The 22,614-nt window shown below is 70.0% G+C and carries 31 protein-coding genes and 3 pseudogenes; 29 read left to right on the top strand and 5 right to left on the bottom strand.

Features of this window, described 5'->3' with window-relative positions; translation table 11 throughout:
* Positions 1 to 209 precede the first annotated feature (209 nt).
* The 11 genes and pseudogenes from ACWDZ4_RS29665 to ACWDZ4_RS29615 all read left to right on the top strand — a co-directional run bounded on the left by ACWDZ4_RS29665 (position 210) and on the right by ACWDZ4_RS29615 (position 9,322).
* Positions 210 to 545: a hypothetical protein gene (locus tag ACWDZ4_RS29665; protein WP_451511477.1), complete on the top strand. Its 336-nt coding sequence runs from the start codon at positions 210 to 212 to the stop codon at positions 543 to 545.
* A 6-nt stretch (positions 546 to 551) separates the two neighbouring features.
* Positions 552 to 1,661 (top strand): hypothetical protein, encoded by a 1,110-nt coding sequence (locus ACWDZ4_RS29660; protein ID WP_451511476.1) that lies wholly within the window; start codon positions 552 to 554, stop codon positions 1,659 to 1,661.
* 500 nt (positions 1,662 to 2,161) lie between these two features.
* Entirely contained in the window at positions 2,162 to 2,560 is a 399-nt protein-coding gene (locus ACWDZ4_RS29655; protein WP_451511475.1) for a DUF5958 family protein, read from the top strand.
* A 63-nt stretch (positions 2,561 to 2,623) separates the two neighbouring features.
* Positions 2,624 to 3,010, top strand: coding sequence for a hypothetical protein (locus tag ACWDZ4_RS29650; protein ID WP_451511474.1), 387 nt, complete (start codon positions 2,624 to 2,626; stop codon positions 3,008 to 3,010).
* A gap of 319 nt (positions 3,011 to 3,329) precedes the next feature.
* Positions 3,330 to 3,578 carry a hypothetical protein gene (locus ACWDZ4_RS29645; RefSeq protein ID WP_451511473.1) on the top strand — a complete coding sequence of 83 codons (249 nt, stop codon included), beginning with the start codon at positions 3,330 to 3,332 and terminating at the stop codon, positions 3,576 to 3,578.
* A 117-nt stretch (positions 3,579 to 3,695) separates the two neighbouring features.
* The gene (locus ACWDZ4_RS29640) at positions 3,696 to 4,973 is read left to right on the top strand and encodes a hypothetical protein (RefSeq protein ID WP_451511472.1); all 1,278 of its coding nucleotides are present in this window, start codon (positions 3,696 to 3,698) and stop codon (positions 4,971 to 4,973) included.
* A 94-nt stretch (positions 4,974 to 5,067) separates the two neighbouring features.
* The gene (locus tag ACWDZ4_RS29635) at positions 5,068 to 5,232 is read left to right on the top strand and encodes a hypothetical protein (protein WP_451511471.1); all 165 of its coding nucleotides are present in this window, start codon (positions 5,068 to 5,070) and stop codon (positions 5,230 to 5,232) included.
* A 124-nt stretch (positions 5,233 to 5,356) separates the two neighbouring features.
* Positions 5,357 to 6,031, top strand: a complete 675-nt coding sequence (locus ACWDZ4_RS29630; protein ID WP_451511470.1) for a hypothetical protein — start codon at positions 5,357 to 5,359, stop codon at positions 6,029 to 6,031.
* A gap of 109 nt (positions 6,032 to 6,140) precedes the next feature.
* Positions 6,141 to 7,929 (top strand): annotated as a pseudogene (locus tag ACWDZ4_RS29625) (type IV secretory system conjugative DNA transfer family protein).
* Entirely contained in the window at positions 7,926 to 8,153 is a 228-nt protein-coding gene (locus tag ACWDZ4_RS29620; RefSeq protein WP_451511469.1) for a hypothetical protein, read from the top strand. The pseudogene ACWDZ4_RS29625 and the gene ACWDZ4_RS29620 overlap by 4 nt, the downstream one beginning before the upstream one ends.
* The gene (locus ACWDZ4_RS29615) at positions 8,153 to 9,322 is read left to right on the top strand and encodes a DnaB-like helicase N-terminal domain-containing protein (RefSeq protein ID WP_451511468.1); all 1,170 of its coding nucleotides are present in this window, start codon (positions 8,153 to 8,155) and stop codon (positions 9,320 to 9,322) included. The genes ACWDZ4_RS29620 and ACWDZ4_RS29615 overlap by 1 nt, the downstream gene beginning before the upstream one ends.
* Positions 9,323 to 9,415: 93 nt before the next feature.
* On the opposite strand, the gene ACWDZ4_RS29610 is transcribed toward ACWDZ4_RS29615, so the two are convergent.
* Positions 9,416 to 9,661 carry a hypothetical protein gene (locus ACWDZ4_RS29610; RefSeq protein ID WP_451511467.1) on the bottom strand — a complete coding sequence of 82 codons (246 nt, stop codon included), beginning with the start codon at positions 9,659 to 9,661 and terminating at the stop codon, positions 9,416 to 9,418.
* Positions 9,662 to 9,950: 289 nt separating this feature from the next.
* On the opposite strand from ACWDZ4_RS29610, the pseudogene ACWDZ4_RS29605 reads away from it, so the two are divergent.
* The 12 genes and pseudogenes from ACWDZ4_RS29605 to ACWDZ4_RS29550 all read left to right on the top strand — a co-directional run.
* A pseudogene (locus ACWDZ4_RS29605) lies at positions 9,951 to 10,133 on the top strand (DNA cytosine methyltransferase); the annotation flags it as partial.
* 115 nt (positions 10,134 to 10,248) lie between these two features.
* Positions 10,249 to 10,518, top strand: a pseudogene (locus ACWDZ4_RS29600) (DNA cytosine methyltransferase); the annotation flags it as partial.
* A gap of 399 nt (positions 10,519 to 10,917) precedes the next feature.
* Entirely contained in the window at positions 10,918 to 11,148 is a 231-nt protein-coding gene (locus ACWDZ4_RS29595; protein WP_451511498.1) for a hypothetical protein, read from the top strand.
* Positions 11,149 to 11,241: 93 nt separating this feature from the next.
* Positions 11,242 to 11,844 (top strand): DUF4913 domain-containing protein, encoded by a 603-nt coding sequence (locus ACWDZ4_RS29590; protein WP_451511466.1) that lies wholly within the window; start codon positions 11,242 to 11,244, stop codon positions 11,842 to 11,844.
* The gene (locus ACWDZ4_RS29585; RefSeq protein ID WP_451511465.1) at positions 11,841 to 12,608 is read left to right on the top strand and encodes a glycosyl hydrolase; all 768 of its coding nucleotides are present in this window, start codon (positions 11,841 to 11,843) and stop codon (positions 12,606 to 12,608) included. Before ACWDZ4_RS29590 ends, ACWDZ4_RS29585 begins: the two co-directional genes overlap by 4 nt.
* Positions 12,605 to 13,081: a hypothetical protein gene (locus ACWDZ4_RS29580; RefSeq protein WP_451511464.1), complete on the top strand. Its 477-nt coding sequence runs from the start codon at positions 12,605 to 12,607 to the stop codon at positions 13,079 to 13,081. The genes ACWDZ4_RS29585 and ACWDZ4_RS29580 overlap by 4 nt, the downstream gene beginning before the upstream one ends.
* Entirely contained in the window at positions 13,078 to 13,746 is a 669-nt protein-coding gene (locus ACWDZ4_RS29575; protein WP_451511463.1) for a hypothetical protein, read from the top strand. The genes ACWDZ4_RS29580 and ACWDZ4_RS29575 overlap by 4 nt, the downstream gene beginning before the upstream one ends.
* Complete coding sequence (locus ACWDZ4_RS29570; RefSeq protein WP_451511462.1) at positions 13,743 to 14,168, top strand: hypothetical protein; 426 nt, start codon at positions 13,743 to 13,745, stop codon at positions 14,166 to 14,168. Before ACWDZ4_RS29575 ends, ACWDZ4_RS29570 begins: the two co-directional genes overlap by 4 nt.
* Positions 14,169 to 14,189: 21 nt before the next feature.
* Complete coding sequence (locus ACWDZ4_RS29565) at positions 14,190 to 14,732, top strand: hypothetical protein (RefSeq protein WP_451511461.1); 543 nt, start codon at positions 14,190 to 14,192, stop codon at positions 14,730 to 14,732.
* Between the two features lie 55 nt (positions 14,733 to 14,787).
* Positions 14,788 to 15,633, top strand: coding sequence for a winged helix-turn-helix transcriptional regulator (locus ACWDZ4_RS29560; protein WP_451511460.1), 846 nt, complete (start codon positions 14,788 to 14,790; stop codon positions 15,631 to 15,633).
* Between the two features lie 121 nt (positions 15,634 to 15,754).
* Complete coding sequence (locus ACWDZ4_RS29555; protein ID WP_451511459.1) at positions 15,755 to 16,699, top strand: DUF317 domain-containing protein; 945 nt, start codon at positions 15,755 to 15,757, stop codon at positions 16,697 to 16,699.
* Positions 16,700 to 16,769: 70 nt separating this feature from the next.
* Positions 16,770 to 17,258: a hypothetical protein gene (locus tag ACWDZ4_RS29550; RefSeq protein ID WP_451511458.1), complete on the top strand. Its 489-nt coding sequence runs from the start codon at positions 16,770 to 16,772 to the stop codon at positions 17,256 to 17,258.
* A 4-nt stretch (positions 17,259 to 17,262) separates the two neighbouring features.
* Here the strand turns inward: ACWDZ4_RS29550 and ACWDZ4_RS29545 are convergent, their stop codons facing one another.
* Entirely contained in the window at positions 17,263 to 17,529 is a 267-nt protein-coding gene (locus ACWDZ4_RS29545) for a hypothetical protein (RefSeq protein WP_451511457.1), read from the bottom strand.
* A 218-nt stretch (positions 17,530 to 17,747) separates the two neighbouring features.
* Between ACWDZ4_RS29545 and ACWDZ4_RS29540 the strand changes: the two genes are divergently transcribed.
* The 6 genes from ACWDZ4_RS29540 (at position 17,748) to ACWDZ4_RS29515 (ending at position 19,685) form a co-directional block, all read left to right on the top strand.
* Positions 17,748 to 18,095: a DUF317 domain-containing protein gene (locus ACWDZ4_RS29540; RefSeq protein ID WP_451511456.1), complete on the top strand. Its 348-nt coding sequence runs from the start codon at positions 17,748 to 17,750 to the stop codon at positions 18,093 to 18,095.
* A gap of 35 nt (positions 18,096 to 18,130) precedes the next feature.
* A complete protein-coding gene (locus ACWDZ4_RS29535) occupies positions 18,131 to 18,391 on the top strand; it encodes a hypothetical protein (RefSeq protein ID WP_451511455.1) in 261 nt (86 codons plus the stop codon).
* A 52-nt stretch (positions 18,392 to 18,443) separates the two neighbouring features.
* Entirely contained in the window at positions 18,444 to 18,656 is a 213-nt protein-coding gene (locus tag ACWDZ4_RS29530) for a hypothetical protein (RefSeq protein WP_451511454.1), read from the top strand.
* Between the two features lie 92 nt (positions 18,657 to 18,748).
* On the top strand, positions 18,749 to 19,078 hold the full coding sequence (locus tag ACWDZ4_RS29525; protein ID WP_451511453.1) for an esterase: 330 nt from the start codon (positions 18,749 to 18,751) through the stop codon (positions 19,076 to 19,078).
* Positions 19,079 to 19,182: 104 nt separating this feature from the next.
* Entirely contained in the window at positions 19,183 to 19,419 is a 237-nt protein-coding gene (locus tag ACWDZ4_RS29520) for a MarR family transcriptional regulator (RefSeq protein ID WP_451511452.1), read from the top strand.
* Positions 19,420 to 19,451: 32 nt separating this feature from the next.
* Entirely contained in the window at positions 19,452 to 19,685 is a 234-nt protein-coding gene (locus ACWDZ4_RS29515) for a hypothetical protein (RefSeq protein ID WP_451511451.1), read from the top strand.
* A gap of 73 nt (positions 19,686 to 19,758) precedes the next feature.
* Here ACWDZ4_RS29515 and ACWDZ4_RS29510 read toward each other — a convergent pair whose 3' ends face one another.
* The 3 genes from ACWDZ4_RS29510 to ACWDZ4_RS29500 all read right to left on the bottom strand — a co-directional run.
* A complete protein-coding gene (locus tag ACWDZ4_RS29510) occupies positions 19,759 to 20,163 on the bottom strand; it encodes a hypothetical protein (protein ID WP_451511450.1) in 405 nt (134 codons plus the stop codon).
* Between the two features lie 107 nt (positions 20,164 to 20,270).
* Positions 20,271 to 22,043 (bottom strand): relaxase/mobilization nuclease domain-containing protein, encoded by a 1,773-nt coding sequence (locus tag ACWDZ4_RS29505; RefSeq protein ID WP_451511449.1) that lies wholly within the window; start codon positions 22,041 to 22,043, stop codon positions 20,271 to 20,273.
* Positions 22,043 to 22,614 (bottom strand): plasmid mobilization protein (locus tag ACWDZ4_RS29500; protein WP_451511448.1); only part of this gene is annotated, 572 nt, incomplete at its 5' end. The genes ACWDZ4_RS29500 and ACWDZ4_RS29505, both read right to left, overlap by 1 nt.

Genomic DNA, 22,614 nt, shown 5'->3' with positions numbered 1-22,614 from the left:
CCTATCCATCCAGTCGGCCACTGCCACGGCCGCAGCCGGCTCTGTTCCAGCGATCCGAACAGCCCACCGAACAAATCGCCGGCGACTTCGCCGTCCACCCGATCACGCCGTCGAAGTGGCAGCGCCGCGCGGACACCGACGAGGGCGCCAGGCCATTCTTTTATACGAGACTGCTTGCCTGAGCGGCCCTCAGACTAGGAGTGCACTAAATGACCACGATCGCCCCCACCGCTGCGGACGCCCGAGAGCTGTACGACTTCATCAGTCGACGCGTCGACGAGGAGCACACGGCCGCCCTCGCCGACGAGACCCTGGAGGAAGAGGCGCAGGCCCGGTACTTCCGCGTCTCCAACGCCAGCAAGTACGGCCTCGCGGGCACTGTCGAGTCCGTCTCGTACCTCCTCGCCCAGGGCGACACCGAGGGCGTGACGCGAGCCTGGCACCTGCTGACCGGTGCCGGCGAGCAGTGGCGGGACCACGCCGACTACCTCCCCGCCTGGCAGAACCCCCAGCTGGCGAGCATCCGCCAGGCCCTCGGAGGCTGACGTCCGATGACGCATCCGCCTATACAGGCCGACGACTCGGACGGCAGCGAGCGGTCGGCCAACGACATGCCGCGGGCGGTGCGGCGGTCGTTCATCCGCCGGGCCCGCGAGGTCGAGTTCGCCGGCGACGCGCACTTCCCGCCCGTCGCCAACGGTCTCGACTACCTCGTCAGCGTCGTCGAGCTTCTGCAGCGCGAGGAAGGGGCGGCCAGCGCCCGGGATCTGAAGTACGCGGTGCTGCACTTGGCCGCCGGGGCCGAGGTCCTCCTCAAGTCCCGGCTGCACATGGAGCACTGGAGCCTCGTCTTCACCGACCCCGGAGCGGCCACCCGTACGGCCTTGGAGGACGGCTCGCTGTCCAGCTGCACCCCCGAGCAGACGCGGAAGCGGCTGAAGAACATCGTCGGGATCACCTTCGCCAGCCATGAAGAGCAGGCGCTGAAGGACCTCGCCAGCAGCCGCAACGCTCTGCAACACTGGGGGCTGATCGGCGACCAGGCACGCGCGGCCGTGGTGGCCTCGGCCACCGCCACGGTGCTGAACTTCCTCGTCTCGTTCGTGGACAACCACCTGCTCCCCGAGCTGAAGGAGCCCGAGCGCAGCGCGGCCGAGCTGGAGATGGAACACGTCCGCGACGGGCTCCACTACATCGAGGAGTACGTACGCGAGCGCATGAAGGATCTGGCGCCCCGGCTCGGACCGGTCCGGCGTACGACCGTCCAGTGCCCGCTGTGCGGTCAGTGGGCACTGGTCGTGCCGGGATTCAAGGACGGCCCGGACACCGACCGCATCGACGACACGTACAACGTCGAGTGCCTGTTCTGCAGCGCGTCTTTCAACGCGGTCGAGGCGGCTCACGAGTACAACGCAACCATCCTAGGACGCTACTCGGAGGCCGAGGAGCACGACGGCCCAGAGGGCATCTACACCTGCCCGCTGTGCCCACACGGCCTGCTCATCCGCGGAGTCTCCACGGCGGCTGACCGGGACCGCCCGGTGGACTTCTGCTTCGCCTGCGCAACCAGCTTTGACAATCTACAGAAGTGCCAACGCTGCGGAGCCGTGCAGCCAGCGGAGGAAGAGCACCGATGCCCGTTCGCTCGGAGCCTGCTGTGAGCCGCCCGGCCCTGGCCGAGCTGTATGAGAAGGCAACGAAGGCCGGCATCCGCGGCCGGTCCGGCACGAACCACGACGAACTCACCGACGCCCTCGCCAAGGGGAGCTGACTGTGGCGCACTCGGGCTGGTGCTCTCGTGCAGCGGGACCAGGGCTACGCGCCGGAGCACATGTCGTCTTCGCCGAGGAGTCGGTGGCTGATGTCGTTGGCCCAGCTGCCGGCCCAGGTGAGGATCGCCTCGATGGCGCGAGTGTCTAGGCCGGGATGCCACGAGTACCGCTGACCAGGGCATTCCAGAGACCAATGAAGATCGCTTCCCGTCTGGCTGGAGGTCGTTTACCAGCGCGGCGCCGATACCGCTCTCGTAACGGGTTGGCGTTCAAGCTGCTGCGCACGGCAGAGTGGCGTGGTCAGCGAGTGTGGGCATGCACCCTGAGCGGGCGGATATGGATCCGCGCCGACACCGCGGCGGTTACCGCCTGATCTCCTGGGGACAGTCATGAACGAACGGGACGTCCTGCTCAACGAACTCGCGCAGGGGCTACGTCCCATGTCCGAAGGTATCGAGTGGTTCGACGAACTCGGCTCGGAAGAACAGTCCGAGGTGCTGCTGTTCCTGCGTCATCACTGTGTCCAGGCGTGCGCTGTCGCCGAGGATGCGCCAGAGAGCATCCGCCGTGCTGGGCTGCGCCCGACGCATACGCCCGCAGTGCTGATCTCACGGGGCCGGATCGACATGCAACTGGGAAAGATCGCCGGTCTCACGCCTGTCGACGAACGCCGTAAGGCGTTCAGGCTACTGATCGCGGTGCTCACAGTCGCCGACGAGCGGCGCCGCGAGCGCTTCTGCTCTGGCGGCTGTGGTCACTGGTGGCACCATCTGCCTGCTGCTGACTGACTGCTCACAGCCTGCTTCCTTCCTCACGCCTCAGGAACCTATCCCCCGCTCCATTCGAGTGAAGTGCAGAGAAGCACCAGCTGCTGGCGGGCCGCCAAGGAGGGCGACGAGCAGGACAAGGCCGCCTGGCTGGAGGCCAAGCGGGCCGAAGAGCAGGCCGAATCCGAAGCCTGGTCTCAGCAGTACCGGATGCCTCCTCTGGAGGGGACCGGGCGAGCGGTCGCCTGGGGTGTGCGCTGTCGCCACCAGGTCCTGGCCGCCGCCTACACCGCCCTGGTCCTCGAAGGCGAGACCAGCGAGACGGAGTGGGAGGAGATCGAGGAGGCCGCTCGCACCATCACCCGTGCCGGGTGGTGGATCGACCAGCGCTCCTCCGAACCCGACGACCTCGCCGAGTTGCTCCAAGCAGCCACCGAAGCCGACCGGCCGACCGAGAACCCCCACTTCTGACCGCCCGGTGCCCCGCCTCGGCGGGGCACCGACTCCCCTGTCAAGGACCTGGATACCCCATGCCCGAGTACTCCCTGCGCTGCGATGTGCGGCGCACCGAGAGCACCACAGACCTCCTCGGCCGCCTCCACCGCAGCGAGCCAGGCTTCGCCCCTACCTGCTCACCGCCTGGTCCCCGGAGCTGACCGCCCAAGAGACCGTCGTCCTGCCGCACCTGGCACTGCTGCTCGATGAACCGGTCGCGCTACGGAGGCCACGGACCGGTCACACCGCGTCGCGGCGGCTCACCTGGCACTGCGCCATCCGCAACACCACCGGCGTGGAACTCGACGACGACGACTGGTTCGAGCTGACGCGCGAGGTCCTCGACGCCACGGGCATAGAGCCGGAAGCCGACCCGGCGGCCTGCCGGTGGGCGGCCATGCGCAACCAGGCCAACGGGCTCGACATCGTCGCGACCGTCATCCGCCAGGACGGCCGCTGGGCCCGCTTGCATAACGACGCCTACTTCACCCGCGCCGCCTGCGCGAACTTCACCTACGACCACGGCCTCGACGCCCCGGGGTGAGCGGCGGCGTCTACCAGTGATCTCCGGCCGCGCCAAATCGCGGATCCTGCGGATCCTCTCTCCCTGACAGCCCGAAGACCGGGCTCCTGTTCACCACTCCCCTTCGAGGTAGACGCCGTGATCGCCCACCTGCAGCGCGCCAGCAACACCGCCGGCCTGCTCTCGTACCTGTACGGGCCGGGCGAACGCGGTAACCACACCAGTCCCCGGCTGATCGCGGGCGACGGCCACGGAGCCCCGATCGACCTGCTCGCCGAGTCTGGCTCGCTGCCGTACTTGGCCCGTGCCCTCGACGCTCCCGTCGAACGCCTCGGGGCCCGCGCACCCGAACGGCCGCTATGGATCTGCTCGGTCCGCTCCGACCCTCGCCGACCGGACCTCACCGACGCCCAGTGGGCCATGGTCGCCCGCCGCCTCGTGGCCGTCACCGGCATCGCCCCTGAAGGCGATCCGGACGCCTGCCGGTGGATCGCCCTGCGCAACCAGCCCCGGCAGGTGCACGTCGTGGCCACCCTCGCTCGTGAGGACGGCAGCCTCCACAACGCCTACCGCGATGCCTCCCGCCTCCAGACCGAGTGCCACCGCCTCGCCGCCGAGTTGGGCCATCTGCCCATCGCTCCACACCCGACACCCCGCGCCCAGGAGACCCACGTGCCTGCCCCCTCCATCACCATCACCGCCGAGCCCAGCGGCAGCGTTTCGGCGAAGGGCGCCAGCGACGACCTTTCCGCCACGCTCCTCAAGCACGCCGGCTTCCAGCAGATCGAGGACTGGTACGGCCGACGCCATCGCCTGCCCACCACGACCCCGGCCGTTGATCGCGCGGCCATCGCCACCTATGCAGCCGAAATGCTTCGTGCCGCACGCTACGGAGTCGACCTCGACCCCTCCCTCGACTCCGGCCGCACGGCCACCCCGACAAACCCGCTCGGGCCCTACATCGCCGGAGCGGAACTCCTTCGACTCACCGACCAGATCAGGTCTGCCGAGAACGGTGAGGGCCTTCGGCGGGCGGTCGACCACCTCCTTCATCCCGAACACGGCGCACTGGAGCGTGTCCGGGAAGCGCTGGAAGCGGCAGGCGAGCAGATCACTGACCTCGACGACGAGGCGTACCAGCTCGCCGACCGGTTCGGCTTCGCTGCGGAGTTCGTCAGCTCAGCGCAGTCGGAACTAGGGGACTCAGAGGCCGAGTTGAGCCGTCTCGGCCGCGCGCAGCAGCCCCAGGCCGGGCCACGGACGCACTCTCCGAGGCTCCCCGACCCCCGAAGCGCCGCTCTCGCCACATCGCCCGCAGCGGCTAAGGCCAAGGTCTCCTCGACCTTCGGTGCTGGGGCATCGGACGCCAGCGCGGCCGTACTTCCGTCGCAAGCCCCTGGCCCTCGGACGCGGTGACCCAGATGATCTCTTCAACCCCCCGGCCACCGGCGTCCTCTCCGCCCAAAGTCTGGCCGTCGCCCCTGGTCCGCAGCACCCGTGGCTGTATCGGGTGACCTGGCTGCGAGACGTCGGCGAGCGCATCGTACTGCCGCCGGCGGGCAACCTCGACACCAGCCGGGTGGGCTTCCTCATCGTCACCGCCGCCAACTCCGAATCGGCCCAGGACTCTCTCTCGTGTCTCGCCGATGCTCTGACCCTGTCGGTCACCCCGTGAACCTTCCACTGCTCTCCTCCAACACAAGACCGGCATCCGGGCCTACGTCCGTCCATCCGGGTCGGGGCACGTCGGCCGCGTCCCACCCAGCCCAAGAACCCAGCACAACGACCGAGGAGCAACCGTGCCCGAGTTCTACCCGAGCATCGGCGAGGCCGTCGGCGCCGCGATGCAGCACAACATCCAGCTCGTCCATGGCAGCGAGACGTCGGGCTCTGACAAGCCGCTGCAGGTCCGCCACCTGCCCCATCCTTCCTCCGACCCGTACTCCGTCCCCGGGATGATCGCCCGGCTCACCGAGACCGCGACGCCCGATGAGGTCGCCGGAATCATCGAGGAGGTCAACGGTGCACTTGTCGGGGCTCTGCCGCAGCTGACCGAACTCGTCGCCGCTGCCGCCGACTGGACCCGCGTCCGTCTGGCGTTCGACGACCCGCACCACAACCCCACATTCGAGACCTGGACGCGGCTGGCCGCCGCCCACGGCATGCTCCGGGACGTCCAGGAGCAGTTGGAGATCGCCGAGGACGGGATCGCTGCGTGCTCTGCCGGACTCACCGATCCCAGGCACCACAAGATGGTCAACGTCCTGCGGACCAGGGAGATGCTCAGCGATGTCCTCGGTGCTGGTGCGGTCGGCTCTGTCCCGACGCCCGCCGATGGCAATGCGGAAGCGAACCGGCAGCGCGCTGCCCGTACCTTCTCGCCGAATGCTGCCGCCCAGCGCACGACGTCCCCGGCCAGCTCCGCAGACGCGGCGCCGAGCACTCCGCCGCCCCGAGCCCCTCGCACCCGATAGCCCCGACCGCCGACTCCCTTCCCGAACAGGAGCTTCCTCGATGACCAGCAGAAGAGCGCCGCGTGCCCCGCCCCCACCACTCGCCTGCGCTCACTTCCAGGACCCCACCATGCCCGCACCGCGTACCAGCGCGCCCTCGACCACCACCGGGTCGGACGCGCTCCTCTACCTCCTCTTCGGCATACTCGGCATCGCGCTCGCCTTCGGTTCGCTGGCCTGGCTGAGCGGCAATCTCACCAACTCCTTCTTTGGGGATGGGCCTTGGCTTCCGTTCAGGGCCACAGACGCACTGCTCCATCCCGAGGTGCTGTGGCCGCACCTGAGTACCACCGCCCTGCTGGTCGGCGTGCGGATCATCCCCGGCCTGCTGTCCGTCTGCCTCACCATCCTCGGCCTGGTGCTGTGGATGCGCCTGGGCGGCGGCCCGAAGAACGGCCTCGCCCGGAAGGCCGACCTCGCGCCGCTGCTGGACAAGGAGATCACCGCCAAGGCCAGGAGCCTGCGGCCGTCCTTGAGCGGCCAGGAGTGTAAAAGAGGTCGCCCCTGCTGACCGCGGCATCCTTCTCGGCACCCTCTCCCCGGGGCGGGCCAATGTCCGCGCGTCCTGGGAGGATGTGATCGTCGCGATCATGGCTCCGCGAAGCGGTAAGACCTCCGGACTCGCGATCCCCGCGATTCTCGCGGCGCCCGGCCCGGTCCTGCTCACCAGTAACAAGGCCGCGAACGACGCCTTCACCGCGACGGTGGACGCTCGGGCCGAGGTCGGCACGATCTGGACCCTCGACCCCCAGCAGATCGCCCACCACCCTCGCGAAATGTGGTGGGACATCTTGGCCGACGCCCGCGACCTGGCCGGGGCGAAACGTTTGGCTGGGCACTTCGTCGCCGCCAGCGTGGACGAGTCCAACGGCTCCGACTTCTGGTCCACCGCCGCGAGTAACACGCTCGGCGCGCTGTTCCTCGCTGCCGCCAGCCACCGGCGCCCGATCACCGATGTCCTGGCCTGGCTCGCCTCCCCCGCCGACCGAACCCCGGTCGACCTGCTCACCGATGCCGGCCACGATGCGGTCGCCGCCCAGCTCCAGGGCACTGTCTCCGGCGCGACCGAGACCCGCGACGGCATCTATGAGACCGCGCGGCAGTACGCGAGCTGTCTGCTCGACCCGGACGTCGCAGCCTGGGTCACGCCCGCCAAAGACCTCCCCGAGTTCAAGCCCTTCGCCTTCGCCACGTCCCGCGACACCTTGTACCTCCTCAGCAAGGACGGCGGAGGCAGCGCGAGCGCGATCATCGCCGCAGCGGCCGACGCCGTGATGCGCGCGGCCGTGGTCGTCGCCGAGCGCTCCGGCGGACGGCTGGACCCGCCCGCGCTGTGCGTCCTCGACGAGGCCGCGAATGTGTGCAAGATCAGCGACCTCCCGGACTTGTACAGCCACTTGGGCAGCCGAGGCGTCATCCCGATGACGATCCTGCAGTCCTACCGGCAGGGCCAGCGGTGCTGGGGCGAGGCCGGCATGGACGCGCTCTGGTCTGCGGCCACCGTCAAGATCATCGGGTCGGGCATCGACGACGCGGACTTCGCCGACCGGCTCAGCAGGCAGGTCGGCGACCACGACGTGCAGACCACCTCGGTGTCGACCAGCGACGGCGGCAAGTCCACCTCGGTGAGCATGCGCACCGAGCGGATCCTGCCGCCCGATGCGATCCGTGCCCTGCCCAAGGGCAAGGCACTGCTCCTGGCCACAGGCATCCGGGTTGCCATGCTCGATCTCCGGCCTTGGTACAAGGAGCCGTCCGCGAAGGTGGTCGGCCCGGCTTCGGCCCGTGCGACGAAGGCGATCACCGAACGGGCCATCGCGAAGACCCACGGCCGTGACGACTTCGGGTTGTCGGCATGAGCGCGCCCACGCCGCGTTCCGGGCGGTTCGTACGCTCGTCGGTCGTTCTGCGCGACGGGCAGTGGTGGTTGGTCAGCGGGGCCGGCTCGATACTCGCCTCCGACCCCGCGTTCACCAGCACGCTGGACCGCTTCGCCCAGGCGATGGTCGCTGCCGACCAGGCGGTCGCCGATCTTCGTGCCCGGGAGAGCGAACCTCCCGCTTCTGATGCAGGGGGGCAGTGATGAACCCGCTGCTGGGGGCGGAGCAGGCGGTGCTCGGTTCCGTGCTGCTCGACCCGGGTCAGCTCTCGCACCTTGACTGGCTCGCACCGGATCACTTCTACCGGCCGGTCCACCAGGCGCTGTTCGCGGCGTTGCGCAAGCTCCGGGACGACGGCCACCCCGCGTTGGCCGAAGAGTCCGTACCGCTGTCATGGGTGACCGATGCGGTCGACGAGGCCAGCACCCGCGTACGGGGGCTGACCGCGGTGTACGCCCACACCCTGATCTCGGCCTGCCCGCGTCCCACGCACGCTCCGGTGTACGGCCGCATGGTGCTGGAGAGCGCGATCCATCGCAGCATCACGGAACACGCCATCCGCCTTCACCAGGCGGCTCGCGCCGGCGCCCTGCAGGGCGAAGTTGCGGGAGCCCTGCATCACGCGGACGTCCTTACCGGCGTACTCAGCGATCTCGCACAGCGGTGGGGTACCGAACCGCGCCCGGTTGCGCCCGCCGCTCCGTCGTCCACCGTCCCGGTCGCGCCACCGCCGGTTCGGGCCGACCAGGTCGCCGAGGACGAGCGGTTCCTTCTAGCCGTCCTCGCTGAGCAGCCGAAGGCCATGGACGAGGTAGTCGGCTGGCTGCAGCCCGGTGACTTCGCCGACCCCGCCCACGGACAGCTCTACCGCTGCCTCGGCGCGCTGCACCACCGGGGCGAACCCATCGATCGGATCACGCTGCTCTGGGAGGCCCAGCGGCGCGGCCTGCTGGCCGACGGAACGCTGACCAGCGACCAGCTCACCGTCATCTGCGACGGCGTAGGCCCAGGCAGCGCCGAATGGCTCGGCGAGCTGGTGATGCGCTCGTCGGTCACCCGCACAGCGGCAACCTCTGCGCGTGCCATCCGAGCCCTGGCGGAGAACGACGCTCTGGCCCCCGGGCGGCTCATCAATCATGCCTTGCACGCGCTCGGTCCACTCGATGAAGTGCGTGCACGCTGGCAGGCCGCGAACGGCCGTCCCGTACCGACACCGACGGCCCCGGCTCCTTCGCCGACCGGGCCGCCCCCTGCGCAGGTGCACGCGGCGCTCGCCCGCAGCACACCGCGCCCAGTCTCGCCATCCTCGGCCCGGCCTGGATCTGCCCCCAGCCCGGCCGCCGTACGACCACCCTCTCGCGGACACGGCTGAACCCTCCCTCTTGTCCGCCGCTCGTCCTCTCCCTTGGGATTCCCCGTGAACAACACCCCCGTTTCCGACGCCCTGGCTCTGCGTGCCACGGCCTCAGCCTTCGATGCCCAGCGCGGCAAGCTCCCGGTCCCCGGAGACCCCCACCGTTCGCCGAACAGCGTCGCCGTAGCCAAGCAGATCTCCGAACTCGGGACGCTGATACGCGGTTTGGGTGACGAAGTCCTCTTCCGTGTCGCCGAACAAGACCAGGAAGCCCACAGTGCGCGCGTCATCACCAGCTTCGCCGCCGCCGTAGGGCCTGCCGGCGAGGCGGCATCCGCTCTCGGGGCAGTGGCCCACCAGCTCTCGTTCCTGAACCAGACCGAGTACCTCCGCGACCAGCCCGACGCCCGGGACGCTCGGGAAGCTGCGGCGCGGGTGACAGAGGACGCGCTCAGCATGGCGGACACGGCCCTACGCGAAGCCGCCGACTCCCTTCACGCCGCGTCGGCGACGGTTTCGCCTCCGTCCGCGCGGTTCCAGGCAGCCCGCAGCCGGTCCACGACCGCGGCTCCCGCGTTCGCTTCCCCTTCGCCTGCCGTCCCGGGAGCAGCAGCTCCTGCGGACCGGATCGCTCGGGGTCGGTGACATGCAGACCGCCGTCGCGCGCCCTCCGCTGATCGGCTCGCTCTGCTCGGGGTACGGCGGGCTGGACCTCGGCGTCCAGTCCGCGCTCGGAGGCACGCTGGCCTGGCACGCGGAGGTCGATCCGAATGCCTCGCGCATCTTGGCCCGCCACTGGCCCAGCGTCCCGAACCTGGGCGATATCACGACTGTCGACTGGTCCACCGTCCCCCGGGTCTGCGTCCTGACGGCGGGCTTCCCCTGTCAAAGACGTCTCGGTCGCCGGCCGCCGGGCCGGACTCAACGCCCAGACCCGCTCCGGGTTGTGGCTGCACGTCGCCCGTGCAGTCGCAGCCCTCCGACCTTGCCTGGTTGTGATCGAGAATGTGCGCGGCCTCCTCACCTCACCCGCCGGTTCCCCTGGCGACGTGGAATTCTGCCCGTGGTGTCTGGGAGACACCCCAGGTCAGCCTCCTCTGCGGGCACTCGGTGCCGTACTCGGATCCCTGGCCGACCTCCGGTACGACGCGAAGTGGCTCGTGCTTCGCGCCTCCGATATCGGAGCCCCGCACCGCCGCGAGCGCACTTTCCTCGCCGCCTGGCCCGCCGAACACGCTGTTCAAGACGCCGACCAGCAACATCGCGAAGAACGGCGGCTCGCAACACCCCTCCAAGAGGAAGAGCGGAGGACACGGCCCGAACCTAGCCGACGAGGTGGAGTGGCTCCTGCCTACGCCGAAGGCATCGGACGGAATCAAGGGCTCGCCCAACCAGCGCCACGGCAATGGGGACATGACCCTGCCGAGTGCGGCGGCGTCACTGCTGCCCACACCGCGGGCCAGCGACACGGGCACCCCAGGACGCCGACCGGGCAAGGGGTGGCGCCCTCCCCTGTCGGCAGTGGTTCTGCCGCTCTGGACGGAATCGGCTCCGGAAACCGAGGGGCCGACCAGCGATGGGGGGCATACGCAGCCGCCATCACCCGATGGGAGATGCTCACCCGCCCCGCGCCGCCGCCCACTGATGCGGCCGGACGCCTTCGTGCCGACTTCGTGGAGTGGATGCAGGGCCTGGGGCCCGGCTGGGTCACCGCCACTCCGGGGCTCGGACGACCGGCTCAACTCACCGCACTGGGCAACGGTGTCGTGCCTCAACAGGCCAACCGAGCCGTGCAGTTGCTGGCGCCGCCCTTCCCGCGCTGCCCTCGCTGCGCGACGGCGTAGCGCCCCACTACCGGGTTTTCCCGGCCGGACCAAATCGCGGTTCCTCCGGATCCTCATCCTCATGTCGCCGTCTCACAGATGGAGCACGCCCCCATGTCCGACACCAGCACGACCGCCCCCGACCCGGAGCCGTTCCGCGTCCCCGACGGGGACCTCGACGACCTCGCCAGCACCCTCGCCAAGACCATGGCCGAGGTCAGGCAGCACGGCATCATCCTCGACCGCCTGGGCTCCGAGCCCGCTCCCGTCTCCGCCGCACTCCCGTCGTCGGACGGCGTTCCGGCCGCAGAGGCGGCCAGCTCCGCTCAGGAGGATGGCCCCGCTTCGGTGTTCATCCTCGCCTTGGGCGGCGAGGCGTACGCCATCGAGATCGCCGCCCTCAGCGACTGGGTGAACTACCTCTTTCTCCCGGTGTACGGCCGAGAGATCAGCACGACCCGCCCATGGTGTTCGCGGTGGCACGAACACCCCGAAGCCGTTGCCCGGCTGCACGCCCTCTGGCTCGCGTGGCAGCAGCTCACCGACGCCGAGGCCGGCCTGTCTGGCCCTTCGACGTGGCACCGCGACCACCTGGACCAGGCGCTGGTCCATCTCCGTGCTCCCGACGGCCCCTTCGCCGCGTGCACGACGAGCGCGACCCGGCCCAACCATCGTGTGCTGGCCACCCCCACGCCGCAGTTGGAGCTGGCGGCATGAGCAGCGAACTCGACTTCCGCCTGGATGACTTCGAGCCCGCTGACGCGGATTCGGAGTACGCGGAGCAGCATTTCTGGGCCGGTGATCTCACCGTCCTGGCCGAACACCACAGCACCCCCAACGGCTCCCACAACTTCGTCCTCGCCCACGACGGCGCGGTCACCTGGGGAGTACCTGGCGAGCCGCAGATTCGCGCGATCAAGGTCGCACGGGACCTCAACCAGAACACCTTCACGTTCGAGTCGACCTATCACTCCACCGTGTCCTTCGCTCAGAACTGGCTGATCGAGCGCGGTTGCCCGCCCGAGCGGATTTCCCAGGTCGGCGACGACTTCATGAAGCCCGCCGACGATCTCACCGCGCGAGTCGAGCAGAAGCTCCGCACGTCGGGGAACCGGTACAAGGTCCTCGACAGCTACACCTCGGACTTCGACCCGTGCGAGACATGGACGTTGACCCGCGACTCCATCGCTGCTCACGCGCCGATTCGCATCTTCCTCGAAGAGGGGGACTTCGACGCGCATACGTACACAATGCGCGAGGGGGCCTTCGCCGACGAGGACGCCGCCCGGCACTGGCTGGATGACCGCAGCACCGCGCTGCCGCAACCGCCGGAACACCGCGGAGACGCCGCTGTCCTCCGCACCCGCGCTGCCCTCACGCGTTCGTCCGGTGCTTCCGCGATACCGAAGGCCGGCCTCGACGCCCCCAGCGCACCGTCGGCAGGACCGGCACAGCACCCGAGCCCCGGACGGTCGATGTGAGCCGCGCCCGCTTCGCCTTCTCCGCACACCCCGACGCCATCGCGGACCTGCGAGAGCTTCCCGCCGAGATGCGTGACTTGGCTCTACTGGAACTGCAGAACCTGGTCCATGGAAGCGACGACTGCCTGCCGCTGAAGGGTCGCCTCGCGGGCTTTCACAAGGTGTACGTCGATCCGTCCGTCTCCTACCGGATGGTCATCCAGTTCCGCCCGGCACCGCCCACCTCGAACCACAAGCACGAGTTCCATCTCGTCGCCGCCGGTAGCAGGAAGGACTACGCGGTCTACCGCTCGGCACACCTGCGTACCGGCCCCCACCAGGACACCGAGACAGCCTCTGCTTCCGAGGCGCGCGTGCAGGCCGCTCGATCCCGCTCTCCCCGCGCTGTCGACCAGCCGACTGCGGTCCCGGCAACTCCTCCCGCAGCAGTCCAACCCACTGCTGCCGCTCCTCGAAAGGCTCCCCAGCGATGACCACCGACCGCACCCCCCTGGCCCGTACCGAACTGGCTGACCTCCTCACCGAGGTTGCGCACAGCGTCTCCGGCATCCTCACTGCCGAGTACCCGACGGCCGCTAGCCGCTCCTACCTGCACCCCGTGCTCGGTGCACTGTCCGCCGGGCCCCGGGTCGTCTGCGAGCTGAACGACCGGCTGGAAGGCTTCGTGGCCGACGATCCGCTCCCCACGACGCCGGCAGGTCTCTTCACCCTGGCCTCCTACGCCTCGGCGCTGGGATGGCTCACCGAGTCCCTCGCCGAGCTGACCGCCTCGGTCGACCGGATCTGCACGCGCGTCGGCATCCCCACGGAGCCGCCGGACCCGGCCTTCGCCGCACAGGTCAGCGTGGAGCAGAACAGCGAGTTCGACTTTGCCTTCAGCGCCCTGGAGTTGGCGGCGATCCGTACTGCGACCGAGGCCGCCGGTCTCGCTCCGGTCGACTACGTCGAGGTGCTCTCCGAGTCCCTGCTCGCAGCCTCCCGTATCACCGACGCCTGCATGGAGATCTCCAGCGGCCTCCTCGAAGACGCCGCGTACGTCCTCGGCGAGGCGTCCGACCACGTCTGGATCGGCGACGGTCCCGAGAGCCTGCCCACTCTGGTCCGCTCCCTGCTCACCCGGATGGAGACGGCGGAATGAACCCTCATGACGCGACCGGCCGGGACGATGACTGGGCCATCTCGGGTGATCGCCGCCTCGGGGCCCTCGAAGCCGTCGAGGCCGGCGGACTGCGATTCCACCAGAGCGCGGTCTACGGCGATATCCACCTCTCCGACGGACAGGGCCAGCGCCCCAACCCGGAGGTCTGGCCTGAAACCGTCCAGCGGCTGGTCACCGACGGGCTACTCGCCCAGGACACCAGCGAGGGGCTGTACCGGCCTGGACAGCTCCTCTCGCTCACACCGCAGGGCGAAGTGGCCCTTCGAGACGCTCGTACGGCCACGCCGCGCGTATCCGCCGCCCTCAGCCGCAGCGGCGCTGCAGCGATCCCCGGCCCCGGCGTCGACCCGTCCGCCGCACCTGCGACAAGCACGGCCACCAAGCCGTTCCGTTCCCGCTGATTCCCTAGAAAGGACGCCCCCATGTCCACCGCGATCTACACCCGCCGCCTGGTCGAGCACCGGTACGGCCGCCCGCTGGAGAAGCTGCAGCGCGGCAACGCCTCCGGCCGTTCCGACGACCCTGTCCTGCCCATCCTGCTGCGACGGCTCGACGGACTCACCCAGACCGGCGCCGATGCCCGGTCAGCCCGCCGCAACCTCGACGCGGCCTGGCAGCGGCACCGCTCCGGCGAACACACCCTCGACAAACTCGTGCTGCTGTACGCGACCGAAGTCGTCGACCTCGAACACCAGGAACAGAGCGAGGCGGAAGCGGTCTGGGACCTGCTGGATGTCCGCCTCCTCCTGGACCGCGCCTCTGTCCGGCGGCCGTCGGCTTATCGAGCCGCCCCTTCTCCTGACGATCAGGACCTGCTGGACATCGCCCGCGAGGTCGCCGCCGGCCTGCATCGCCTCAACCGGGAGGCACTTCGCCGGGGCCTGCGCGACCGCGGCATCCACGTCAGCAACCGCCGCCTCGGCGCAGTGCTCCAGAGGCTCCGAGCCGAGAGCGCCTCCCACTGACCACTCGGGCTCACCCGTATCCGCAAACCCCCTTTCTTCTAACGGAGTTCGTACCATGTCCACCACCGTGCAGCCCTCCGCCGCCTCGATCGGCTCGGTCGATGCCCAGCGTGTCGAGGACGCACTTTCCCTGATAGCACCGAAGTGGACCACCTGGTCGGTGCAGACCCTGGCGCAGCAGGGCCGCCCCATGCGTGTGCGTGACGTCGCTACCAGGCTCCCCTTCGTCAGCGAGCAGCTCGTCGGCAAGCGACTGGCCCAGATGCACGCTGATGGGCTGGTCACCCGAGCCGACGACCGCCACGGGGCTCCGTACCAGCTCAGCTCATTCGGCGAATCGCTGTCTCCGGTGCACCACGCCCTTTCTGACTGGTCCCAGGCCAACCTGTCGCTCGGCGGTCAGGTAGCCGGTGCCGAACGCGTCGAGGACGCCGTGCGGCGGCTGCACCTGCGGCATTCGACCGCCGTAATCCAGGTTCTCGACGCGGGCGGCCCCATGCGGTTCGTCCACATCGCCGAGGAGGCCGGCCTGGACAACGGCTTCACCCGGCAGCGCCTCAACCGGCTTCAGGTCGACGGCTTGGTCGCCCGTACCGGGCCCCGCCACGGCGACCCCTACGTCCTGACCGACGCCGGGCGGGCGCTGGGCCCCGTCTACGCAGCCGTCGAGCACTGGAGTGACCCCGTCACTACACGGAATCGCTCGGCACCGCCGACCCCTGTGGCGGCGGCCACCCGGACCCACACCGGCGTCCCGCTGGGATCGGACAACATCCGAACTGCAGCGGCCCTGCGCCGGAGCTCCGCCGCGCCCAGCGCTCTGTTCAGCCACGCACCGCAGCCGCAACCGCGGGTGCCAGCGGCCGTCACCGCCCAGACGACCCACTCGCGGAGCCGGTGATCCGGGTGGGGCTGAGAGCCAGCCGCGCTTCCCCGTTGCCATGGCGCCCGCGTGCAGTCGAGCAGCCCGTTCCGCTGCGCACGCGGGCGCGTTCCCCTCCATCGCCCCCGGAGCGTCGACTATGAGCACCCAGCAGCCCTACCCCCAGGATCCCTACCAAGAGGTACTGGTCAGCCCCATGTGCCTGGCCGGTTCCAACGGGACCGGAGACGCTGGCTTCACCCCCGTCGCTCACTGGCCGCATCACTACCTCGACGAGGGCCCCTGCCAGCTTCTTGTCACCTCGCCCGATCAGAGGATCCGTATCGGCTGGTTCGGCGATGACTTCGAGCTGTGGAAGATCACCGCAGCCGAGGAGGCCGTCTCCGCGCCCCGCTGGACGGCAACCTTCAACCATGTCACCCCGGCCGAAATCGTCGCCGGTCTCACCACGGCTCTCGCTCACGACTACGCCGAAGCCGATGCCTACGAGGGCAACGGGCGCTTCCTGGCGAGCCCGTCGTATCGCTGGGCCGACGCCGTCCGGCCCCTGACCGATGCCGGCTGGACCCGCGACGGCGGAGCCGAGCTGGGCACCGTCGAGATCATCGCCCCGGACGGACAGGCAGGCGTCCTCATCGACAACCGTCGCTCCCGTCTGGACGACGAAGCCGTAACGCTCTGGGCGGGTCCACCGGGCTGGGGCACTCGCGCGGAGGCGGTCTTCTCCGTCCGTACTCCCTCCCACCTAATCGCCGCGACGGCAGCGGCCATGGCCGATCCAGCCCCGGTGGCACGTGAGCGGCACCAGATCCACCGCGAGGTGGAGCACCTGGTTTCGCTCACCTCCGTCGGCCCGACTGCCCCCCAGGTTCCTCGGGCTCCCACTCCCCTTGACGTACGCCGCACTGCCGTCACGCAGGCCGTCCACCGCGCCGCACGTTTCCCTCGGACAGCCGCCGACCTGCGGGTCATGGCCGCCCGCAGCCGCACAGCGGCCTCGGCGCAGAACCGGTCGAGCAATCCTGCGCCCGCTCTCGGGGCCAGGCCGTTGGCCACCCCGACGCCCCCACGCCGTAGCCGCTGACCACCGGCTCCGGTCCCTCTGGGACAGCACCCCTGCCCGAAGCACCTCTCCGAATGCCGGGAGTTCCACCATGCCCGACGCCACCGCGCTCGATCAGGCCACGTCCATGATTGAGAAAGCCTGGGGCCGCCCGATTGAAGCTCTGGAATCCCTCGCGGTCCGCCGCCCGTGCGACGACCCGCTCCTGCGCTCGGCCATGCACATCCGCTCGGCCTTGGTCGTCACCGACAACGCCGTGGCTGTGCACCAAGACCGACTGCACGCCCTCACCCGGTCCGGCCGTGTGCCGGCCTTCTACGACCTGGAACGGATCACCAGCTCAGCGGCGGACCTTCGCGTCGCTCAAGCCGAGAGCCGGACGTCCCTTCAGGCCATCAGCCACGTGATCGAAGCACGTGAAGCCGCCGCGACTGCGGACCGGGCCCCGGCAGCCCGGCTAGCCCAGGCCGCTGTCGCCCGCTCCGGACACGCTCCACGCACCCTGGGCCAGTCGCCCGATCAGCCCGCTCCCTCGGCCGTTTCCGGCCCGTCGGTGGCCGCACTGGGGCCGCACCGCTGATCGGTCAGCCGAGGTCCTCGTCGCGGTGGGCATCCCCGATGCGGGAGCCCACCGCGCGGGCCAGGTCCTCCAACGTCAACTCGACGCGACGCCCATCCGCGATCCGGTCCTCCACCACGGCGCCCTCGTCTCGCCGTCCGCCGGACTGCACACCGACAGCCCACTGGCCGTCAGCGACCATCGCGATGTCGCCCACCGTCCACGGCCGCCCGGCGGCGCGGATCTTGCGTTCCAGCCCGGCCCCGTCCCAGTGTCTGCCCGGCTCCGCCATCCCTGCTCCCCCTTCGGTCCTGTGCGACCCCTTGCCGCAACCCAAGTACGACAACCGCGTCCACCGATCCATTCCCGGCGTCAGAGTCCCCCACCGACGGCCACCAGTTCGCCCACGGCAGACGCCTCTTCCCGGGAAAGGACTACGCACTTCGACACACTGCATGTCAACGTACGGGTGTTGGGAAAACCACAGGTCAACGAAGGGATCGTCCAACCGTGAACACCTCCCCCACCCTCCTGCCCGCCGTCATCCGCCCGGCCGTGGAAAACCGTCGCTGGCTCTCCTCCGACCACTGCGCGAGCCCGGTGCTCGACCTCTTCGACGCCCTCGGCTGGGCGATCGTTGTCACCCCGGAGGCCAACGTCCACGCGACGAGCCCGGACGGCCGTGTCTACGTCGGCTGGCTCCCCGAGGACACCGCCGCCTGGAAGCGCGGCATCGTCTGGCAGATCCGAGTGCAGCCCACCGAAGGCGACCCGTGGGTGCAGGAGTTCGGCCTCTACACCCCCTCCGAGGCCGTTGCTGGATTCCTCGCCGCGCTCATCGCCACCCCCACCCGCTGACCGCGCGCTACCGACCCCTGCCTCGGAGGGACCCCTTGGCACACCGCGCCCCGCTCACCAACCACCACGCCGACGGCACTCTCTGCCCGGCGGACCACAAGCACACAAGTTTCGGCAAGCCGCTCCACCCCGACTGCCCCGGCCGCGCGTACACGCAAGCCATCTGCTCGTGCGGCGGCTGGGACATGAAGCAGTCCGGCAAGGGCTACGTCAACGAGAGCCGCAGGCGGCACCTCGCGAGCCACACCCAGGGGCCGAAGGTCCTTCGCGACCTGCTTCGTCTCGACGTGTCCTGACGCTCACTCATCAACCCCGCCACGCCGTTCCGCACCGCTCTCGGAGGATCCCGTGCCCCACTATCTGACCGTCGGCCACCTGCTCCGCCAGCTCCAGGACCTTGACCCCAGCCTGCCGATCCGCCTTGCCATCAACCCGGACTTCCCCTTCACCCACTATCTCGGGGCGGAGGTCATCGTCCGGGACGGCAAGGCGTTCATCGCCGACGATGGCCAGGAGGACTACCTCCCAGCGGCGGTCAGCAACGCCCTGGCCTGGGCCTGACCTGTCCCACCGAGAAAACCCCGGAGGCTCCTATCTCGTCGCGATCCCGCCCTTCGCAGGTCCTTCCCCTGCACAGCCTGGCCGTACGCCCCATGCCGAGCGCCATGCGCGGCGCGCTGGTCCAGCGCGTCTCCGCCCTGCCCGACGGGCCGCTCGACGTCACCTGGCTCGCCGTCAAAACCCCGAGACTCCCCCTTGGCCGCATTCGCCTTCACTGGGAGCCCGCCTCCCTCGGAGGCTGGAACGTCACCGCCCACCTGGGCCTGGCCACCACCGAGGTGCATCTCGCCTCGTGGCCTGCTGCCCCGGACGACTGGCCCCGCCTGGTCCGCCCGACCCTTCACGAAGTGCTTGGCCTTTGCGCCGCCCTCGCGGTCGCGACCGCCGCCCTCGACCTCTCGAACCGCCTCGCCCAGGTCTGACCGAACCGCAGAAGGCCGCCCCGCACCGATCAGGTAGGGGCGGCCTTGCCGTACGCCCAGCCGCGTGTTGCGTACGCTCATCACCGACGAACGAGGAGGACACGATGGCCGACGACCAGCAACTCTGGGGGTACCCCGAGGTCGCCGCCCACCTGGGCATCAGCGTTGGGGCTGCCCGTAACCGCAAAAGCCGGGGCAGCCTGCCCGCGCCTGACGACACCACCGTGCCGGACCGGCCCCGCTGGAGACCCGCCACGTTCCAGAACTGGAACCCGGTCGGCCGAGGATTTCGTAGCGACCTACACCGCCCCTCCTCACAGGGGATCACGCCGTCCGGCTGACCGGCGCTCGCGCCCGCCCGTAGGCTGCGGCCATGACGTCCGATTCGCCGATGCCCTCCCCACCGTTCCCTTCGCCTGGCAACGCTGCGCTCCGGGTGGTCGTGGGCAACGCCATCGCATCAGTCCGCAACGGCGAAGCCTCTGTGGAGGACGCGATCCTCCACGCCGCCGTCCACGGCTGGTACGAGGGTCACATCCAGGGCGAGGACGAGTGCCCCGGCTGCGACTTCCGAGGCGGGCTGCCGAAGAACGGGAACCGCGGCTGACCATCTTGCAACGCCCAGGGGCGCCACCGACGTGTAGTCGGTGGCGCCCCTCGGCGTTTGGCATTCCGCTCGCCTAGTCCAGGTAGGTGCCGGCGAAGGCCCCGTCGAAGCCGAGCGCGGTGAGGCCCTGCTCGACGCTGGGGTAGGTCGTTCCCTCCGGGACGGCGATCAGGGCGTCGAAGTCCGCGCGGCTGATCTCGGGTTCAAGCCACTGGTTGCTGCAGCGGCAGCAGACCCAGACGTTTCGGCCGTGGTTGATGAGCAGCCAGTCGCGCCGGGCACGGCAGGCCGTACACATCACCGGGATCCCACGAAGGGCCAGTTCACGCGGGTGGCTGAGGCAACGCGTCGCGCCAGGGCCGCCGGGCGGCTGCGTCTCGTACTCGAGTTGCAGCAGGGGATCGGTACCGGCGGGGAGGACGGGCAGCACGGGTGCCGGCTCTGCGGGGCGGTCGGTGGTTCTGAGCACGAGCGTCATCTCCCGGTCGAGGTGCTTCTGTTTCCATCCGTAACAGCCGGTGGAACTGGCTGTCCAGGGGTTTCTCGAAGTCCGGCGGGCCGGTGAATCGGCCCGCCGGACCGTCGTCAGCGGCGCGGTGGGCGGTTGCGCGGGTCGGAGGCGGCGGGGCGAGCTGCTGCCGTGGGCGCCGTCCGGTTGTTGGTGCGATTGGTCGAGGCTTTCGGCTGGCTGGTGCCGGCCTGCGGGCGGCGGGTCGCTTCGCCCGGGTGAGCGGGGAGCTGGGCGAGACGGCGCAGTCGCCAGACCAGAACGTCGTTCACGTCCTCGGCGGTGTCGAGTTCGCGCATGTCGATGGCTTGCTGGAGAAGGGTCTTGGGGTCATGGCCTGCTTGCTCGGCCTCGGCAAGGGTGGCGGCCAGGGCATCGGTCTTCGTCGACGAGCTGTCTGCTCGCAACCCCTCTTCCGGCAGGGCTGCACGGATGGTGGTTTCGTGGGTTCGGCGTTCGGCTTCGGGCAGGGCGCGGCCTTGGTCGCGCAGTGCCTGCATGGGCGTGGCGGCGGCCTGGCGGTAGGCGGCTCGCAGATGCTCGGCGGTCTGTCGGGAGGCATGCGCCTGCTGGGCATGGCCACGAGCGGAGTGCCAGCGGGCGGCGGCCAGGGCGACTAGGACCAGGGTGGAGACGAGCATGGTGGTGGTGCCGCCGTCCTCGCCACGGCCGAGAGCGCTGCCGGCCTGGATGATGCCCCGGGCCGCCGAGCGGATCGCCCGGGTATCGGCACGCTCCGCTCGGACATGACTGCGGGTGGCACGCTCAAAGGCGCGAGCGGCTGCACCCAGCTCGGCGCGGGTGGCGGCCGGGGAGGTCTGTGCGACCGCGTCCAGGAGTTCACCGACCCCTACGAGTTGAGCGGCGGCTTCGTCGTCGTCGCTGTCGAGCAGGATGGCGACGCGCTCGGCGATGCCGGTGGCGCTGCGTCGTTCCCGGGCGGGCGGCGACCAGTCCGGTCGGCCGCTGGTGGCGGCCGAGGGCGCCGTCTGGTCGGCGGTGCCGTCGGCCAGGCGGCGGCGGATCTTGGGGAGCGAGAGGTCGGGAGCCAAGGTGGAGCCCGCGAACCAGATGGGCTCGCGGTCGCGGTTACGGTCACCGGGGAGCGCGACGTTGTAGCCGATGGCATCGCCAGATGGGGCGTTTCGGATCTTCACGCGCAGGCCCGCCTCGCGCAGCCTGGTGAAGAACTCCTCTTCGGTGGCGGCCCCGGCGAGGGCTTGGCGGACGGCTTCGCGGAGCGTCTCGCGTGGGGCCTCGGTGCGGCCGGTGCGCTCGGCCTTGAAGCGTTCGGCGCTGGTGGGGGTCTTGGCTCCGGTGCCGTCGCCGGGCTTGAGCTGGCGCAGGCCCATCTCCCTCTCGATTCGGCGGCATTCGGCCTGGGCCTTCTTGAAGTCGTAGTTCATCCTGGGGCGGCGCAGGTCGCCTCGGACCATGGTGGCCAGAATGTGGATGTGGTCGTCCGCGTGCCGCACGGCGACCCAGCGGCAGCCGTCCGGGTCGCCTTCGGGGGCGAGGTTGACGGCGTGGACCAGGCGGCGGGCGACGGTGTTCCACTCGGCGTCGGTCAGCATTCGGTCGCCGGGGTCGGTGCGGACCGAGCAGTGCCAGACGTGCTGGGCAGGTGCCGTGGTGCCGGCCTGCTTGACCCGCAGGTCCAGTGCTGCGGAGAGGCGGGCGAGGGTGACCTTGGGATCGGGGTCGGGGCTGGTGTCTCGTCCGGGGTCAGGGGCGAAGCCGTCCCAGCTCCCGACTAGGTGGGCGTCGGTGTGTTCGTCGCGTTTGCCAGGGCCGTACAGGTAGACGAGCAGGCCGTGGGTGCGTGAGCCGCGTCGGATCTTGGGGACCATCAGAGTCGTTTCTTCACCAGGGTGTCGGCCGCGTCGTCGATGCGGGCCAGGAGTCGGGTCAGGGTTGTGAGGGCGTGTTCGAGTTCGCCGGGTCGGGGCTGCCCTCCGGCGTTGTGGACGTAGGCGATCTGGTTGATGTTGTTGCCGACCCGGGAGAGGGCGGTGCGCAGGGCGGCCAGCTCGTCGATGGCAGCGTCGAGTTGTTCGTTGATGTGCAAGGTGGTGGAACCGCGGGCGGCGGTGAGGCCGGCGGCGGCGAGGAAGCGAGCGACGGTGACGCTGCGCTGCGCGGCGGCGGCGACGATCTCGGCTTTCTCTGTGTCGGAGAGGCGGGTGGTCGTCTTGCGGGTGCGCTCGGTCGGGTTGCGGCTGCGGCGGCGCGGCTTGCGGTCGGGGAAGGGGGACGCGCTCGGGCTCGGCTGCTCGCGGTCGCTGTGGCGGTCTGCTTCTCCCCCTGCGACCGGCGCCCCCTGGTGCCGGGAGTCCGGTTGGTCCCCGAGCGCCCTCGCTCGGGGACACACCCGCTGGACGCGGTCCGCGGCGCCCCCGGATTCGGGGAGGATGTCGGACC

It is taken from the genome of Streptomyces sp. NPDC003016 (genome assembly GCF_053591455.1).
The sequence above is the reverse complement of the archived record's forward strand: the minus strand, read 5'-3'. Positions and strand labels throughout refer to the sequence as shown.

Excerpts from the sequence above, each read along its gene's own strand:
- ACWDZ4_RS29520 (WP_451511452.1), top strand. The coding sequence starts at position 19,183 with ATGGCCGACGACCAGCAACTCTGGGGGTACCCCGAGGTCGCCGCCCAC.
- ACWDZ4_RS29615 (WP_451511468.1), top strand. The coding sequence starts at position 8,153 with ATGAACCCGCTGCTGGGGGCGGAGCAGGCGGTGCTCGGTTCCGTGCTG.
- ACWDZ4_RS29545 (WP_451511457.1), bottom strand. The coding sequence starts at position 17,529 with ATGGCGGAGCCGGGCAGACACTGGGACGGGGCCGGGCTGGAACGCAAG.
- ACWDZ4_RS29565 (WP_451511461.1), top strand. The coding sequence starts at position 14,190 with ATGTCCACCGCGATCTACACCCGCCGCCTGGTCGAGCACCGGTACGGC.
- ACWDZ4_RS29505 (WP_451511449.1), bottom strand. The coding sequence starts at position 22,043 with ATGGTCCCCAAGATCCGACGCGGCTCACGCACCCACGGCCTGCTCGTC.
- ACWDZ4_RS29620 (WP_451511469.1), top strand. The coding sequence starts at position 7,926 with ATGAGCGCGCCCACGCCGCGTTCCGGGCGGTTCGTACGCTCGTCGGTC.
- ACWDZ4_RS29515 (WP_451511451.1), top strand. The coding sequence starts at position 19,452 with ATGACGTCCGATTCGCCGATGCCCTCCCCACCGTTCCCTTCGCCTGGC.
- ACWDZ4_RS29660 (WP_451511476.1), top strand. The coding sequence starts at position 552 with ATGACGCATCCGCCTATACAGGCCGACGACTCGGACGGCAGCGAGCGG.
- ACWDZ4_RS29595 (WP_451511498.1), top strand. The coding sequence starts at position 10,918 with ATGCTCACCCGCCCCGCGCCGCCGCCCACTGATGCGGCCGGACGCCTT.
- ACWDZ4_RS29550 (WP_451511458.1), top strand. The coding sequence starts at position 16,770 with ATGCCCGACGCCACCGCGCTCGATCAGGCCACGTCCATGATTGAGAAA.
- ACWDZ4_RS29590 (WP_451511466.1), top strand. The coding sequence starts at position 11,242 with ATGTCCGACACCAGCACGACCGCCCCCGACCCGGAGCCGTTCCGCGTC.
- ACWDZ4_RS29585 (WP_451511465.1), top strand. The coding sequence starts at position 11,841 with ATGAGCAGCGAACTCGACTTCCGCCTGGATGACTTCGAGCCCGCTGAC.
- ACWDZ4_RS29655 (WP_451511475.1), top strand. The coding sequence starts at position 2,162 with ATGAACGAACGGGACGTCCTGCTCAACGAACTCGCGCAGGGGCTACGT.
- ACWDZ4_RS29555 (WP_451511459.1), top strand. The coding sequence starts at position 15,755 with ATGAGCACCCAGCAGCCCTACCCCCAGGATCCCTACCAAGAGGTACTG.
- ACWDZ4_RS29570 (WP_451511462.1), top strand. The coding sequence starts at position 13,743 with ATGAACCCTCATGACGCGACCGGCCGGGACGATGACTGGGCCATCTCG.
- ACWDZ4_RS29665 (WP_451511477.1), top strand. The coding sequence starts at position 210 with ATGACCACGATCGCCCCCACCGCTGCGGACGCCCGAGAGCTGTACGAC.
- ACWDZ4_RS29525 (WP_451511453.1), top strand. The coding sequence starts at position 18,749 with ATGCCGAGCGCCATGCGCGGCGCGCTGGTCCAGCGCGTCTCCGCCCTG.
- ACWDZ4_RS29560 (WP_451511460.1), top strand. The coding sequence starts at position 14,788 with ATGTCCACCACCGTGCAGCCCTCCGCCGCCTCGATCGGCTCGGTCGAT.
- ACWDZ4_RS29510 (WP_451511450.1), bottom strand. The coding sequence starts at position 20,163 with ATGACGCTCGTGCTCAGAACCACCGACCGCCCCGCAGAGCCGGCACCC.
- ACWDZ4_RS29575 (WP_451511463.1), top strand. The coding sequence starts at position 13,078 with ATGACCACCGACCGCACCCCCCTGGCCCGTACCGAACTGGCTGACCTC.